The sequence below is a fragment of the Faunimonas sp. B44 genome (assembly GCF_052655945.1).
On record NZ_JBQYEX010000005.1, the window covers coordinates 32,090 to 45,847 of the forward strand.

The 13,758-nt window shown below is 70.3% G+C and carries 16 protein-coding genes; 11 read left to right on the forward strand and 5 right to left on the reverse strand.

The window, feature by feature from the left end:
* Positions 1-642: 642 nt before the first annotated feature.
* Positions 643-1,428 (reverse strand): endonuclease III, encoded by a 786-nt coding sequence (gene nth, locus ACUN0C_RS11755; RefSeq protein ID WP_445466560.1) that lies wholly within the window; start codon positions 1,426-1,428, stop codon positions 643-645.
* A gap of 23 nt (positions 1,429-1,451) precedes the next feature.
* Between nth and ACUN0C_RS11760 the strand changes: the two genes are divergently transcribed.
* The 6 genes from ACUN0C_RS11760 to ACUN0C_RS11785 all read left to right on the forward strand — a co-directional run bounded on the left by ACUN0C_RS11760 (position 1,452) and on the right by ACUN0C_RS11785 (position 5,788).
* Positions 1,452-1,934 carry a DUF2244 domain-containing protein gene (locus tag ACUN0C_RS11760; protein WP_445466561.1) on the forward strand — a complete coding sequence of 161 codons (483 nt, stop codon included), beginning with the start codon at positions 1,452-1,454 and terminating at the stop codon, positions 1,932-1,934.
* A gap of 80 nt (positions 1,935-2,014) precedes the next feature.
* Entirely contained in the window at positions 2,015-2,908 is an 894-nt protein-coding gene (locus tag ACUN0C_RS11765; protein WP_445466706.1) for a methylated-DNA--[protein]-cysteine S-methyltransferase, read from the forward strand.
* A gap of 87 nt (positions 2,909-2,995) precedes the next feature.
* Positions 2,996-3,553, forward strand: coding sequence for a NifU family protein (locus ACUN0C_RS11770; protein ID WP_445466562.1), 558 nt, complete (start codon positions 2,996-2,998; stop codon positions 3,551-3,553).
* Between the two features lie 54 nt (positions 3,554-3,607).
* The gene (tsaB, locus tag ACUN0C_RS11775; protein WP_445466563.1) at positions 3,608-4,288 is read left to right on the forward strand and encodes a tRNA (adenosine(37)-N6)-threonylcarbamoyltransferase complex dimerization subunit type 1 TsaB; all 681 of its coding nucleotides are present in this window, start codon (positions 3,608-3,610) and stop codon (positions 4,286-4,288) included.
* A complete protein-coding gene (locus ACUN0C_RS11780; RefSeq protein WP_445466564.1) occupies positions 4,285-4,773 on the forward strand; it encodes a GNAT family N-acetyltransferase in 489 nt (162 codons plus the stop codon). The genes tsaB and ACUN0C_RS11780 overlap by 4 nt, the downstream gene beginning before the upstream one ends.
* Positions 4,774-4,819: 46 nt before the next feature.
* Positions 4,820-5,788: a lysophospholipid acyltransferase family protein gene (locus ACUN0C_RS11785; RefSeq protein WP_445466565.1), complete on the forward strand. Its 969-nt coding sequence runs from the start codon at positions 4,820-4,822 to the stop codon at positions 5,786-5,788.
* Here ACUN0C_RS11785 and ACUN0C_RS11790 read toward each other — a convergent pair.
* From ACUN0C_RS11790 to ACUN0C_RS11805, 4 genes are all read right to left on the reverse strand, one after another.
* Positions 5,695-6,039, reverse strand: a complete 345-nt coding sequence (locus ACUN0C_RS11790) for an NAD-binding protein (protein WP_445466707.1) — start codon at positions 6,037-6,039, stop codon at positions 5,695-5,697. The genes ACUN0C_RS11785 and ACUN0C_RS11790 overlap by 94 nt on opposite strands.
* A 9-nt stretch (positions 6,040-6,048) precedes the next feature.
* On the reverse strand, positions 6,049-6,612 hold the full coding sequence (locus ACUN0C_RS11795; RefSeq protein ID WP_445466566.1) for an NAD(P)-dependent oxidoreductase: 564 nt from the start codon (positions 6,610-6,612) through the stop codon (positions 6,049-6,051).
* Positions 6,613-6,792: 180 nt separating this feature from the next.
* On the reverse strand, positions 6,793-7,482 hold the full coding sequence (locus ACUN0C_RS11800) for a hypothetical protein (RefSeq protein ID WP_445466567.1): 690 nt from the start codon (positions 7,480-7,482) through the stop codon (positions 6,793-6,795).
* A 503-nt stretch (positions 7,483-7,985) separates the two neighbouring features.
* The gene (locus tag ACUN0C_RS11805) at positions 7,986-8,858 is read right to left on the reverse strand and encodes a hypothetical protein (RefSeq protein ID WP_445466568.1); all 873 of its coding nucleotides are present in this window, start codon (positions 8,856-8,858) and stop codon (positions 7,986-7,988) included.
* Positions 8,859-9,282: 424 nt separating this feature from the next.
* Here ACUN0C_RS11805 and ACUN0C_RS11810 point away from each other — a divergent pair, with 424 nt between their 5' ends.
* The 5 genes from ACUN0C_RS11810 to rpoN all read left to right on the forward strand — a co-directional run bounded on the left by ACUN0C_RS11810 (position 9,283) and on the right by rpoN (position 13,698).
* On the forward strand, positions 9,283-9,897 hold the full coding sequence (locus ACUN0C_RS11810) for a ribonuclease D (protein ID WP_445466569.1): 615 nt from the start codon (positions 9,283-9,285) through the stop codon (positions 9,895-9,897).
* 90 nt (positions 9,898-9,987) lie between these two features.
* Positions 9,988-10,716, forward strand: coding sequence for an LPS export ABC transporter periplasmic protein LptC (lptC, locus tag ACUN0C_RS11815; protein ID WP_445466570.1), 729 nt, complete (start codon positions 9,988-9,990; stop codon positions 10,714-10,716).
* The gene (locus tag ACUN0C_RS11820; RefSeq protein WP_445466571.1) at positions 10,716-11,288 is read left to right on the forward strand and encodes an LptA/OstA family protein; all 573 of its coding nucleotides are present in this window, start codon (positions 10,716-10,718) and stop codon (positions 11,286-11,288) included. Before lptC ends, ACUN0C_RS11820 begins: the two co-directional genes overlap by 1 nt.
* 122 nt (positions 11,289-11,410) lie before the next feature.
* Positions 11,411-12,175, forward strand: coding sequence for an LPS export ABC transporter ATP-binding protein (gene lptB, locus ACUN0C_RS11825; protein ID WP_445466708.1), 765 nt, complete (start codon positions 11,411-11,413; stop codon positions 12,173-12,175).
* Positions 12,176-12,258: 83 nt separating this feature from the next.
* Entirely contained in the window at positions 12,259-13,698 is a 1,440-nt protein-coding gene (gene rpoN, locus ACUN0C_RS11830) for an RNA polymerase factor sigma-54 (protein WP_445466572.1), read from the forward strand.
* Positions 13,699-13,758: the final 60 nt, after the last annotated feature.

Here is a 13,758-nt window from a genome sequence, read left to right on the forward strand (position 1 = left end):
TCTCCCTGTCTGTCGTTGGCTCCGCCCACTTTGCCGCAAAACCGCCGCGAATCCCACCCGTCGCGGGACGGCGATTTCGCCGCTCGGGCGCGCCCCCGCCCCCGCTCGCCGTCGTCCTCCCCCGTCCCCACCCCACTCTCTGTCGTCATGCCCGGGCTTGACCCGGGCATCCAGTACAGCCTCGCCCCTCGGAGGCGCCGCGCTGGATCGCCGGATCAAGTCCGGCGATGACGACAGTGGGGGAGGCGACGCCGAGAGCCGCTCCGGCCCCTGCCCCTCTCTCCGTCGTCCTGCCCGCCCCGTCCCTCTCTCTGTCGTCATGCCCGGGCTCGACCCGGGCATCCAGTACAGCCCCCGCCGCACGGCACTCGCCGCGTGGATCGCCGGATCAAGTCCGGCGATGACGACAGTGGGGAGGCGAGGCAGAGAGCCGCTCCCGCGCCCGGCCCACCACTCTCCGTCGTCCCGCTCCGCCGCCCACCCCACTCTCTGTCGTCATGTCCGGGCTCGACCCGGGCATCCAGCACAGCCCCCGCCGCACGGCACGCGCCCGGTGGATCGCCGGATCAAGTCCGGCGATGGCGACAGTGGGGGAGGCGACGGTGAGAAGCGCTCCGCTGCGCAGCCCGGCGGCGCGAAGGCTCAGTGTTCCGGCTCCGCGGCCGGCACGGGCGCTGCGGCGGCGAAGGCGCCGGCGGGCTCGGTCTTCGGCTGGTAGCGGCAGATGTCGGCGATGGGGCAGACGGGGCAGTCGGGCTTGCGCGCCTTGCAGACGTAGCGGCCGTGCAGGATCAGCCAGTGATGGGCGTGGAGCTTGAAGCGGGCGGGCACGACGCGCTCGAGCACCAGCTCGACTTCCGGCGGGTCCTTGCCGGGGGCGAGCCCGGTGCGGTTGGAGACGCGGAAGAGGTGCGTGTCGACGGCGATGACCGGCTCGCCGAAGGCCGTGTTGAGCACGACGTTCGCGGTCTTCCGCCCGACGCCCGGCAGCTCCTCCAGCGCGGCGCGGTCGCGGGGGACCTCGCCGCCATGCTCCTCGACGAGGATGCGCGAGAGCGCGATCACGTTCTTCGCCTTGTTGCGGAAGAGCCCGATCGTCCTGATCAGGTCCGTCACGCGCGCTTCGCCAAGCGCGAGCATCTTCTCCGGCGTGTCGGCCAGGGCGAAGAGCGCGCGGGTGGCCTTGTTGACGCCGGCATCCGTCGCCTGCGCGGAGAGGACCACCGCGACCAGGAGGGTGTAGGGATTGACGTATTCGAGCTCCCCCTTCGGCACCGGCAGCCGGGCCTCGAAGCGCTCGAAGAGCGTCTCGATCTCCGCCTTGGCGAGCCTGCTGCGCGGCAGGCGCGGGCGCGGCGCGGCGCGCGCATTCGGCGCTGCGGCCGCCGGTGCGGGACGTGCTCCGGATGGGGAGGTGCGCTTCGGCATGGCACACTCTATATTTTCCCGCAATGACCGCGCGCAACGACCATGACGCGCCGATCTTCTCGGCGACGCTCACGCCCTACCGCTCGCTCTCGCCGGCGGGGTTCGGCGCGCTGATGGTCTTCGTCGGGGCGACCTGCTTCGGCGCCGGGCTCCTGTTCTGGTCGATCGGGGCCTGGCCCATCATGGGCTTCATGGGCCTCGACGTGCTGCTCGTCTGGCTCGCCTTCACCCTCAACTACCGCGCCGCCCGCGCCTATGAGGAGATCGTCGTCTCGCGCAGCGAGCTCCTCATCCGCAAGGTCTCGCCGCGCGGGCGCGCCCGGGAGATCCGCTTCAACCCCTCCTGGGTCCGCCTCGACGTGCGCCGGCTCGAGGACGAGGGCGTGACCCGCATCGAGGTGCTGTCGCGCAACGAGCGGGTCCCCGTCGCCGCATTCCTGAACCCCGACGACCGCACCAGCTTCGCCACAGCCTTCGGCGCGGCGCTCGCGGAAGCGAGGCGCTAGGCGGCAAGAATCGGGTGGCGGGCCTCCCGTCGCGGGCGCATGGTGCGTCACAGGAGGCGACCATGGCATTCGCAGAGACGATGGCCGGCTTTGCGCCGGCGCCCGCACCCCTCTTCACCCAGGCCGACTGCCCCGAGTCGGATTACGACGTGGTGCGCCGCGTCATCGAGTTCGTGTCGCACAACTGGCGCGACCAGCCCTCGCTCGAGCGGATCGCCGAGGCGGTCGGCATGGAGCCGATCCGGCTGCAGAAGCTCTTCACGCGCTGGGCGGGCCTGTCGCCCAAGGCCTTCGTGCAGGCGCTCACGCTGAAGCATGCGCGGGAGCTCCTGCGCGAATCGGCGACGGTGCTCGACACCGCCTACGAGGTCGGCCTGTCCGGCCCGGCGCGGCTGCACGACCTCTTCATCACGCACGAGGCGCTGACGCCCGGCGCCTATAGGGCGCGCGGCGCCGGCATGCTCATCCGCTGGGGCTTCCATCCCTCGCCCTTCGGCCTGGCGCTGGTGATGGCGACCGACCTCGGCCTCGCCGGGCTCGCCTTCGCCGACCCGGGCCAGGAGGAGGCCGCCTTTGAGGACATGGCGAAGCGTTGGCCGCAGGCGGGCTATGTCGAGGATCCGGTCGCCACGGCGCCTTACGCGAGGCGCATCTTCGACCGCGCGGAATGGCGCCCGGACCGGCCGCTCAAGGTCGTGCTCATCGGCAGCGATTTCGAGGTCCGCGTGTGGGAGACGCTGCTGGCGGTACCGCTCGGGCGGCTGACCACCTACGGCGATATCGCCCACCACATCGCGGCGCCCAAGGCGGCGCGCGCGGTCGGTGCGGCGATCGGCCGGAATCCGCTCTCCTTCGTGGTGCCCTGTCATCGCGTGGTCGGCGGCACGGGCAGCCTGACCGGCTATCACTGGGGCCTGACGCGCAAGCGCGCCATGCTCGGCTGGGAAACGGGGGTCGCCGGCGCCGCGTCTTGACGCGGCGTCGATTCCCGACCATTTCTCTGTCCTTAGAACCGTTCCAAAGTTTGCTGACAGTCGGAACGGGAGCCAGGGACAGTTCCGATGTTCATACAGACGGAAGAGACGCCGAATCCGGCCACGCTCAAGTTCATTCCGGGGCGTGCCGTCCTGCCCGGCGACACGCGCGAGTTCCGCTCGCCGGACGAGGCCGTGGAATCGCCGCTCGCCGCGCGGATCTTCTCGGTCGACGGCGTGAACGGCGTGTTCCTCGGCCACGACTTCATCACGGTCACGAAGGGCCGCGCCGAGTGGCCGCACATCAAGCCGGCCGTGCTCGGCGCGATCATGGAGCACTACATGTCCGGCGCGCCGGTGCTCGCGGAGAGCGGCGAGGCGCGCGAGGCGGACGAGGAGTTCTACGACGAGGCGGACAGCGAGGCGGTCTCCGTCATCAAGGAACTGATCGAGACCCGGGTCCGCCCGGCGGTCGCCAATGACGGCGGCGACATCACCTTCCAGGGCTTCCGCGACGGCGTCGTCTATCTCCACATGCGCGGCGCCTGCTCCGGCTGCCCGTCCTCGACTGCGACGCTGAAGCAGGGCATCGAGAACCTGCTGCGCCATTTCGTGCCGGAGGTGGACGAGGTCCGCCCGGTCTGAGGCGGGCCGGCCCGCGCGACGGCCCGGCCCGTTCGGCCGTAAGGTGACGGCGCCGTGATTCTCGCCATCGACACTGCCGGGCCGAACTGCGCCGTTGCGATCGCCTCCGCGAATCCGTTCCGGGTCGCGGTCCGGCACGAGGCGCGCGTCGAGCGCGGCCATGCGGAACGGCTGATGCCGATGATCGAGGCCGCCTTGTCCGAGGCCGCCCTTCGCTTTGCCGACCTCACGCTGATCGCCGTCACGATTGGACCGGGTTCCTTCACCGGGGTCCGCGTCGGCGTCGCGGTGGCGCGCGGGCTCGCGCTTGCGCTCGACATCCGGGCCTGCGGCGTGGGCGTGCTCGACGCGCTCCTTTGGCCGCTGCGGGGCGAGGCGGCCGGCAAGGCCGTCGCGGCGGCGCTCGATGCCAAACGCGGCGAGGCCTATGCCGCGATTTCCGGCACGGACGGCTTGATCCTGCCGCCATGCGTCGCCGACTATGAGGTGATCGCGGATCGAATCGCCGCCCTCGGGAGGCCCATCGTGTTGACCGGCTCCGCCGCCCCGGCCCTGCAGGATCGCCTCGCCGCGCGCGGCATCGCGGCGGAGGTGGCGGGAGCGGCCGATCATGCGGACGTCGAGGCCGTCGCCGCGCTTGCCGCCATCGGGCGCTGCAGCACCCCGCCGCGACCGCTCTATCTGCGCGCTCCCGATGCGAAGCCCCAGGCCGGGAAGGCGGTCGCACGCGCGTGAGGGCACCGTTCGCTCATGTGGGCACGATCGTCGCGCCGGCTGCGATCGAGGACTGCACCGTCCTCTCCGATCTTCACGCCGCCGTCTTCAGCCGCGGCTGGAGCGAGAGCGAATTCGAGGCGATGCTCAGGCAGCCGGGCGCCGCAGGTCTCATCGCCAGATATCGGAGCGCGTTCGGCCGTACGACATTGGGCGGCTTCGCCCTCTACCGCGTCGCGGCCGACGAGGGGGAGGTGATCTCGATCGGCGTCGTGGCGGAATGCCGGCGGCGCGGGATTGGCCGGGCGCTGATCGAACAGATGCTCCGGAACCTCTACCGCGAGCATGTCGCGTCCGTGACGCTGGAGGTCGAGGAAGAGAACCGGCCCGCGATCGCGCTCTATCGCGCCTTCGAGTTCGAGCCCGTCGGGGAGCGGCCGGGCTACTATGTCCAGGGCCGCCCGCGCCCGAGCGGCGCGATCGTCATGCGGCGCAGGCTCCGGTGATCGCCGCCGCCTCGTGGAGCGGGTCTGCGGCGCCCGACGATCGCGCATGACGGACGCGCCGGAAACCGGCACGGGAACCCTCGGACAGGTGCGCCTCTGGGGGACGGCGCTGCTCGTCTCGGTAGCACTGCTCCTCCTCCTCCCCTTCCATCTCGCCGGCGTCGCGATCGGCGGCCGCGCCGCGAGTGCGGTCACCGTGCTGTGGCACCGTTTCGTCGTGAAGGTGCTCGGCCTCAGGATCAGGGTGACCGGGCGGATCGCCGCCGACCGGCCGCTCCTGCTCCTCTCCAACCACATCTCCTGGCTCGACATTCCCGTGCTCGCGAGCGTCGCGCCGATCTCCTTCGTCGCCAAACGCGAGGTTGCCGGCTGGGGCGTGTTCGGCTGGCTCGCCAAGCTGCAACGGTCCGTCTTCGTCGACCGCGAGCGGCGGCACAGGACGGGCTCGTCGGCCGCCGAGGTCGGCCACCGCCTGTCGCAGGGCGACCTCATCGTGCTGTTCGCGGAAGGCACCTCCAGCGACGGCAACCGCGTGCTGCCGTTCCGTTCCGCGCTGGTCGGCTCTGCGCAGCGTCTCATGGACGGGTCCGCCGACGCCACGCTCCAGCCCGTGGCGATCGCCTATACGCGGATGCTCGGACTGCCGCTCGGGCGGCAGCACCGGTCCCAGGTGGCCTGGTACGGCGACATGGAGCTCCTGCCGCACCTCGCCCATCTGCTGCAACTCGGTGCGCTCGATGTCGAGATCGTGCTCGGCCCCCCGATCCGCCTGCCGGCCGGGCACGACCGCAAGCATGCGACCGCACGGGCCGGCCGCCTGGTCCGCCGGCTGGTGGCTGGGCTCAATGCCGGTCGGGAGCCGGCGGTGCTGCTGGCCGCCCTTGCGGAGACGGAAGCCCGCCCGGCACGCGCGCTCGCGGGTCAGGACGGTGTGCGGGAGCCGCGTGAAGACCGGAATGCGGCGAGCGTGGATGCGTCGCGGCCGGCGAAGCCGGACCGGCTCGCCTCCTCGTAGACGTCGAGCGCCCGCTCGGCGAGGGGAAGCGCCTGGCCCAGGCGCTCGGCTTCCCCGATCATCGTCTTCAGGTCCTTGAGCAGCGTCTCGACGGAGAATGCCGGCGGCGGCTCTTCGCCCGCGAGCGCTTTCGCGACCGCCGGGCCGCGGGCGCGCAGCAGGTTCGGTCCCGCCGTCGTGTCGGCGAGGAGATCGATCAGCCAAGCCGTGTCGTAGCCGAGATGCCGTGAGAGCGCATAGGCCTCCCCCAGCGCCTGGAATTAGAGCATCAGGGGCAGGTTGACGGTGAGCTTGACGCTCGCACCGGAGCCGGGCGGCCCGATGTGCTCCACGCGTCGGCACAGGCAGTCGAGCACGGGACGGGCGCGTGCGACGTCCTCGGGCGTTCCGCCGGCGAGGCCGATCAGCTTGCCCTGCCGCGCCGGCCCGACCGAGCCGCTGACGGCGCATTCCACGAAGGCGGCGCCGCGCGCCCTCACCCGCTCGGAAAGGCGCTCCTGGACGGCGGGCGGCACCGTGCTCATCTCGATGAAGAGGCGGCCGGCGACGTCGCCGGAGAGGAGGCCGTCGGGGCCGTCACAGACGGCGTCGATGGCGGCGCCGTCGGTTAGGATCGTGATGACGGCATCCGCGTCCGCCGCCACCGCCGACGGGCTTGCCGCGCCGGTCGCGCCCGCCTCGACGACCGGCCGCATCTTCGCCGGCGAGCGGTTCCAGACGACGAGCTCGTGCCCGCATTCCCGCAGCCGCTCCGCGAAGGCGCTGCCCATCGCGCCGAGCCCGACTATCCCGATCCGCATCAGCCCGTCCTCGCCTCCCAGCATCGGCCCGGTCCGGCTTAGCACGAAGCCGCGACAATGGGCCAATCACGGCGCGCGGAGACGATCGGACCCGGGAGGCCTTCGCCGGGCGCACGAAGCGGAAGGGCCGAAGAACGCTTCGATCTCCGGCCCTTCCGCGGATTGGCCGGGAGGGTGGCCTGGAGCCACCCTCCGATCTGCTTCCTACCAGGTGATGACGTACCAGCCGGTGTGCCAGCCCCAGCCCCAGCCGAGGTAATTGCTGCCCCAGCCCCAGTACCAGCCGTAGGACCAGTCCCAGCCGCTCGCATACCAGCCGTAGGCCCAGCCCTGATACCAGCCCCAGCTCCAGCTCCAGCCGGTGTGCCAGCCGTAGCCCCAATCGGCGTACCAGCCGTAGCTCCAGTCCGCCGACCAGCCCCACGACCAGTCGGTGTGCCAGCCGTAGCCCCAGCTCCAGTACCAGCCGTAGTCCCAGCCCCAGCTCCAGCCGGCGTACCAGCCGTAGTTCCAGCCGCCGGACCAGTACCAGCCGTAATCCCAGCCGTAGCTCCAGGCGGTGTACCAGCCATAACCCCAGTCCTGGTACCAGCCGTATTCCCAGCCCCAGGACCAGCCGTAGGACGAGTCGGCGTACCAGCCGTAGTTCCAGTCCGCGTACCAGCCGTAGGCCCAGCTCCAGTCGACGTACCAGCCGTGGCCCCAGCCCCAGTACCAGCCGTAGTCCCAGCTCGAGGCCTGGTACCAGCCGAGATCCCACCCGATGTACCAGGTGTGCCAGCCGTAGGTGTTCGAGCCGGTGCCGAAATAGTCGCCATAGATCCAGGCGGCACCCCAGGCGTCGGCGGTGATGGTACCGGCCTCGCTCTGGGTCACCGGGTTCTGTTCGGCCATGTCTGCTCCTTGCTTTTCTAGCTGTTCCGCATCCCGGCCCCGCCCGCCGGCGGGATCGCCTGGCCGGCGGGAGGTCCGGGTGCCCGTGCCTTTCGACAGCGGGCCGTGTTCATCACATGGAGCGGTCACCCGGTGCGGCGAACAAATGGCAGCGGACGCCCCCCGGATTTCTTAACATATTGAATTGCAACGATGAATCGTCGCCGCTTCCGAAGCTGTAGTGCCACGCGGAGCGGCGCAGCGGCGGCGGAAGGCGCAGCTTCACCGCGCCTGCGACCGGGCAGGATCCTCGTTCCCCTTGCACAAGGGGATCCGGCCGTGGCCGTCGATCCCGGTCCGCTATGCTGCGGCGGGAACGCGTTGCGGGACCGCAAACGGAAGGCTGCGGGCCGGGCCGCGGAGCTTGACGCCGGGGCCAAAGAGAAAGGCCGGGGATCGTGCGATCCCCGGCCTTTCCGCAAGAAACCTGCAGGGGGCGGCGTGACGCCGCCCCGAGCATTCGCTCACCAGGTGATGAGGTACCAGCCGTAGTTCCAGGCCCAGCCGCCGTAGCCGATATAGCCCGTGCCCCAGCCCCAGTACCAGCCGTAGCTCCAGCCCCAGTCCGGATACCAGCCGTAGCCCCAGTCGTAGTACCAGCCGTAGCTCCAGCCCCAGTCGAAGTACCAGCCGTAGCCCCAGGCGTAGTACCAGCCGTAGCTCCAGCCCCAGTCGAAGTACCAGCCGTAGCCCCAGTCGACGTACCAGCCGTAGCCCCAGTCGTAGTACCAGCCGTAGCCCCAGCCCCAGTCGAAGTACCAGCCGTAGCCCCAGTCGACGTACCAGCCGTAGCCCCAGTCGTAGTACCAGCCGTAGCCCCAGCCCCAGCTGTAGTACCAGCCCCAGTACGAGTCGTAGAACCAGCCCCAGTCGACGTACCAGCCGTAGCCCCAGTCGTAGTACCAGCCGTAGCCCCAGTCGTAGTACCAGCCGTAGCTCCAGCCCCAGTCGAAGTACCAGCCGTAGCCCCAGTCGACGTACCAGCCGTAGCCCCAGTCGTAGTACCAGCCGTAGCCCCAGCCCCAGTCGAGGTACCAGCCGTAGCCCCAGTCAACGTACCAGCCGTAGCCCCAGCCCCAGTCGAGATACCAGCCGTAGCCCCAGTCATAGTACCAGCCGTAGCCCCAGCCCCAGTCGAAGTACCAGCCGACATCCCAGCCGATGTACCAGTAGTGCCAGCCCCAGGCGCTGCTGCCCGTCCCGTAGTAATAGCCGTAATGCCAGTAGCTGCCCCAGGCATCGGCGGTGACCGTCCAGGAGTCGTCAACGGCAACCGCCCACGAATCGGCGGTGACCGTCCAGGACTCGTCCGCGGTCCTCACGCTCTGCTCGACCATGCTCGCTCCCTTGCGTCGTTCACACCGCAATCGGCCTCGAGGCCGGCCGCGGATGAGCGCTCGTTCGCGTCAACGAGCGCCGCTGATTCAAAATGGAGCGAAAGGTCAAGCAGAAGCAAGAAAATGCGAAGTGTATCGGGCCGGTTCTACTAACCTGTTGTCAAACCGAGAAAATCGCTTCTTCCGACCCGGCCTTGTAGTGCCACAGACGGCCCCGATGGCGAGGATCGGGCGGTATGCGCGCTGCCCGGGCGCGTGGACCGGTCGCGCGCACTGCCGGGTGCCGGCACGATTTCGGCGCGTCGGTCTGCCTGTCAGGGCGGTCGGCGTCGGTTGACGGGAGCCGGCGGCGATGGGAAACCGGGGCGCCGTGCCGGCCCGTCGCGGCGCCCGACCGCCGCCCGACAACCCCGGAGCATCCGACTTGACCATCCGCCTCCACATCGGCGACCTGCCCGATCTCGCCCGCTATCCCGGCGCTGTCGCGATCGACACCGAAACGATGGGGTTGCGCCCGGCGCGCGACCGGCTCTGCGTCGTCCAGCTCTCGCCCGGCAACGGCACCGTCGACGTCGTGCAGATCCGTCAGGACCAGCGCGAGGCGCCCAATCTCGTCCGCCTGCTCGCCGATCCGGACCGGGAGAAGATCTTCCACTACGCCCGCTTCGACGTGGCGGTGCTGAGGCATGCCTTCGGCGTGGTGACGGGGCCGCTGTTCTGCACGAAGATCGCGTCCCGCCTGGTGCGCACCTACACCGACCGCCACGGGCTCAAGGACCTGACGCGCGAGGTGCTGGGCATCGAGCTCAACAAGCAGCAGCAATCCTCCGACTGGGGCGCTGCGACGCTTTCGGGCCCGCAGCTCGAATACGCCGCCTCGGACGTTCTGCATCTGCATGCGCTGAGGGATGCGCTCACCGAGCGGCTGCGGCGCGAGCGCCGCCTCCACCTCGCGCAGGCATGCTTTGCGTTCCTCGGCACGCGCGCGGAGCTCGACCTGCTCGGTTGGGAGGACACCGACATCTTCTCCCACAGCTGAGAAGGCGGCCGGCTCGGCCGGTTCGCCGCCGGGGTCGCGCCATCAAATCACCACACCGGACCCGATAAGGCCGAGGCGAGGTCGAACGACTTGCACGCAGACGCCACCATCGCCGGCCAGCACGGCGCAGCGGAACGCAGAACCGCGACGGAGATTCGGCGCAGGCTGCAGGTCTTCCGCGCGGCTCGGCGCCACTCCCGGCTGGTGCGCACGCTTCGCCGCGGCCTGCCCGTTGCCGGCGTGCTGGCGATCGTCGCACTCGCCGTCGCGAGCCGGGTGGCCGCCCCGGTCGACTTCGATTTCTCGGTGGCGCGCACCACCGTCACGCGCAATTCCGTGGTGATGGAGAACCCGCGACTGTCGGGCTTCGACCGCTCCATGCGGGAGTACACCGTGAGGGCCGACCGGGCGACGCAGCTCCTCTCGGCGCCGGACGAGGTGCAACTCGAGCGGATTTCCGCCAACCTCAAGCTCCCCGGCCGCGGCAGCGCCGACATCGAAGCGGGCGGCGGCGCGTTCAACAACGGCGAGGGAACGCTCAATCTGCACGGGGGTGTCGACGTCGCCTCGACCGAAGGCTACTCAATGCGGATGGCCGGCGCCGAGATCGACATGAAGGCGGGCACCCTCGTCTCGCCCTCCGCGGTCAGGATCCTGTACCAGGACAGCGAGACGACGGCGAACCGCCTGAGCGTTTCGGAAGGCGGCAAGATCATCGTTCTGGAAGAGCAGGTCAAAACCTTGATGATGCCGCCGAAACGGGCCAGGCCGTCAACGGAAGCGCCGCCTGCAGGGCAGGCCGCGGGGGAGGAGCACTGATGATCCTGTTGCAGCGTGCCTTCATCGCCGTTGCGGTGACGGTGCTCACCGGCATTGCGGCCGGTTCGGCGTCGGCGCAGGGCTTCGGCGAGGCCTTCACCGGCCTGTCGACGGATTCCGACCAGCCGATCCAGATCGAGGCCGACCGCCTCGAGGTCAGGGATGCCGAGAAGATCGCCATCTACAAGGGCAACGTGCGCGTTCTGCAGGGCGCGACCGTCCTGAAGACGGCGGAGATGCGGGTCTTCTATACCGGCCAGGCGGTGGGCGGCGGACAGGGCGGAGCCGGCGGCGCGGCCGGCGCGGCGCCGGGGTCCAGCATCGACCGGATCGAGGCGAGCGGCGGCGTCGTCGTCCAGTCGGACACGCAGACCGCGACCGGCGAGCGCGCGGTGTTCGAGATGGCGACCGACATGATCACGCTCACCGGGAACGTCGTGCTGACCGAGAACGACAACGTCGTTCGCGGCGAGCGGCTGGTCGTCAACCTGAAGACCAAGGAGGCGAGGGTCGAAGGCGGCCGCGTCCAGACCATCCTCGCCCCGTCGCAGGCGCCGGGCCGGCCCCGTTGACGACGGCGCTCCGCGAGGTGTCCGGCGCGGGCTCCGGCGTCGGCCAGAGGGGCGCCCGGCAGCGCCAGACGATCTGGCGCCGGCTGGCCGCGCGGCTTCGCCACCGCGCCTCGCCGGAGGCGCTGGGCTCGGCGGTGATCGAGGCGCCTCCGATCGACGGCGCGCAGGGCTGGCTGGTCGCGCGCGGGCTGCGGCGGAGCTTCAAGGGAAGGGTCGTGGTGGAGGACGTCTCGCTTGCCGTGCGGCAGGGCGAGGCGGTCGGGCTGCTCGGCCCGAACGGGGCCGGCAAGACGACCGTCTTCTACATGATCACCGGGCTGATCCGTGCCGAGGGCGGCCGAATCGAGCTCGACGGCTACGACATCACCGGCCTGCCGATGTACCAGCGGGCGCGGCTCGGCATCGGGTACCTGCCGCAGGAGGCCTCGATCTTCCGCGGCCTCTCCGTGGAGGACAACATCCGCGCCGTGCTCGAGATCGTCGAGCCCAACCGCCGCCGCCGCGAGGCCGAACTCGACGCGCTGCTCGCCGAATTCCACATCGGGCACCTCCGGAAATCCCCGTCCATCGCGCTCTCCGGGGGCGAGCGCAGGCGCTGCGAGATCGCCCGCGCGCTCGCCAGCCGGCCGGCATTTATCCTGCTCGACGAGCCGTTCGCAGGGATCGACCCGATCGCCGTCGGCGAGATCCAGGCGCTGGTGCGCCACCTCACCCGGCGCGGCATCGGCGTGCTGATCACCGACCACAATGTCCGCGAGACGCTCGGCCTCATCGACCGGGCCTACATCATCCATTCCGGCCATGTCCTGACCGAGGGTCGTCCGGACGAGATCATCGCGGACCCCGACGTCCGCCGCGTATATCTGGGCGAGCAGTTCCGCCTTTGACTCGTTCCGCGGCCCGGTTATGCTGCTCTGCAACAACCGGCCGGGATGGCTAACGGGGCCGGGTAAACCGGGGCGTTCGCGTCATGGCTCTATCGGCGAAGCTGCAGCTCAGGCAGAGTCAGTCGCTCGTCATCACGCCGCAGCTGATGCAGGCGATCCGGCTCCTGCAGATGTCGGGGCTGGAGCTCGACCGGTTCATCGAGGCTGAGCTGGAGCAGAACCCCCTTCTCGAACGGGAAGAGGGCGAGATGGACGGCTTCGAGCAGCAGGATCCGCTTGCGGAACGCGCCGCCGACGACGAGCAGGCGAGCGGCGAGCCGGTCGATCCCTACGAGGGAAACGATGAGGAGGGCGCCGGCCCGTCCTGGGACAGCGCGCGCCTCCAGCCGGCCGGGCACGGCGAGTTCCCGGGCATCGAGGACCGGCTCGCGGCGGAGGAGAGCCTGGAGGCTTTGCTCGAGCGCCAGATCGACAATACCATCGCCGATCCGACGGATCGCTTCATCGCACGCGTTCTCGTCGGGCGGCTGGACCAGGCCGGCTACCTGGTCGCCGATCTGGCTGCGCTCGCCGTCGAGCTCGCCGTCCCCGAGGCGCGGATCGAGGCCGTCCTCGGCCGCTGCCAGACGTTCGAGCCGACCGGCGTGTTCGCGCGGTCGCTGCGCGAATGCCTGGCCCTGCAGCTCGTCGAGAAGAACCGCCTCGACCCGGCGATGCAGGCGCTCCTCGCCAACCTCGACCTGCTCGCGAGCCGCAACCTGGCGGCGCTCCGGCTCGCCTGCGGGGTCGACGCCGAGGACCTTGCGGAGATGATCGCCGAGATACGCGCGCTTCACCCCAAGCCGGGCGCCGACTACTCGTCGGAGCCGGTCGCGACCCTCATTCCCGACGTTCTCGTCCGCCGCGCCCCCGCCGGCGGCTGGCAGGTGGAGCTCAACGAAGCCACGCTTCCGCGGGTTCTCGTCGACCGGACGAGCTATGCGGCGTTCACCCGGAAGGGCGACGAGCAGAGCCGCCGGTTCGTCACCGACTGCCTGCAGAAGGCGAACTGGCTGGTACGCAGCCTCGACCAGCGCTCCCGCACGATCCTCAAGGTCGCCACCGAGATCGTCCGCCAGCAGGACGGCTTTCTCGTGCATGGGGTATGTGCGCTGAGGCCGCTCAATCTGCGCATGGTCGCCGATGCGGTGGGCGTGCACGAATCGACCGTGAGCCGCGCGATCGCGGGCAAGACCATGGCGACCCCGCGCGGCATCTTCGAGCTGAAGTTCTTCTTCTCCACCGCGCTGCCGGCGAGCGGCGGCGGCGAGGCGCACTCCGCCGAGGCCGTGAAGCACCGAATCCGGGCCCTCATCGCGGGCGAACGCCCCGACGCCGTGCTGTCGGACGACGCGATCGTGGACGTCCTGGAGAAGGACGGGATCGAGCTGGCGCGGCGGACCGTTGCGAAGTACCGCGAAATGATGGGGATCCCGTCATCGGTCCAGCGGCGCCGGGAGAAGCGCGCGAATCTCGCTTCCTGATCCGCGGGGAGGTCCGGCCGCCGGCCGATTGACTCCCCCCTGCCGCGCGCGTACACGTCC

Coding starts and splice junctions, on each gene's coding strand:
- ACUN0C_RS11785 (WP_445466565.1), top strand. CDS start 4,820: ATGACGGACGCGCCGGAAACCGGCACGGGAACCCTCGGACAGGTGCGC.
- ACUN0C_RS11760 (WP_445466561.1), top strand. CDS start 1,452: ATGACCGCGCGCAACGACCATGACGCGCCGATCTTCTCGGCGACGCTC.
- ACUN0C_RS11800 (WP_445466567.1), bottom strand. CDS start 7,482: ATGGCCGAACAGAACCCGGTGACCCAGAGCGAGGCCGGTACCATCACC.
- ACUN0C_RS11820 (WP_445466571.1), top strand. CDS start 10,716: ATGATCCTGTTGCAGCGTGCCTTCATCGCCGTTGCGGTGACGGTGCTC.
- ACUN0C_RS11795 (WP_445466566.1), bottom strand. CDS start 6,612: ATGCTGGGAGGCGAGGACGGGCTGATGCGGATCGGGATAGTCGGGCTC.
- rpoN (WP_445466572.1), top strand. CDS start 12,259: ATGGCTCTATCGGCGAAGCTGCAGCTCAGGCAGAGTCAGTCGCTCGTC.
- ACUN0C_RS11765 (WP_445466706.1), top strand. CDS start 2,015: ATGGCCGGCTTTGCGCCGGCGCCCGCACCCCTCTTCACCCAGGCCGAC.
- nth (WP_445466560.1), bottom strand. CDS start 1,428: ATGCCGAAGCGCACCTCCCCATCCGGAGCACGTCCCGCACCGGCGGCC.
- ACUN0C_RS11770 (WP_445466562.1), top strand. CDS start 2,996: ATGTTCATACAGACGGAAGAGACGCCGAATCCGGCCACGCTCAAGTTC.
- ACUN0C_RS11805 (WP_445466568.1), bottom strand. CDS start 8,858: ATGGTCGAGCAGAGCGTGAGGACCGCGGACGAGTCCTGGACGGTCACC.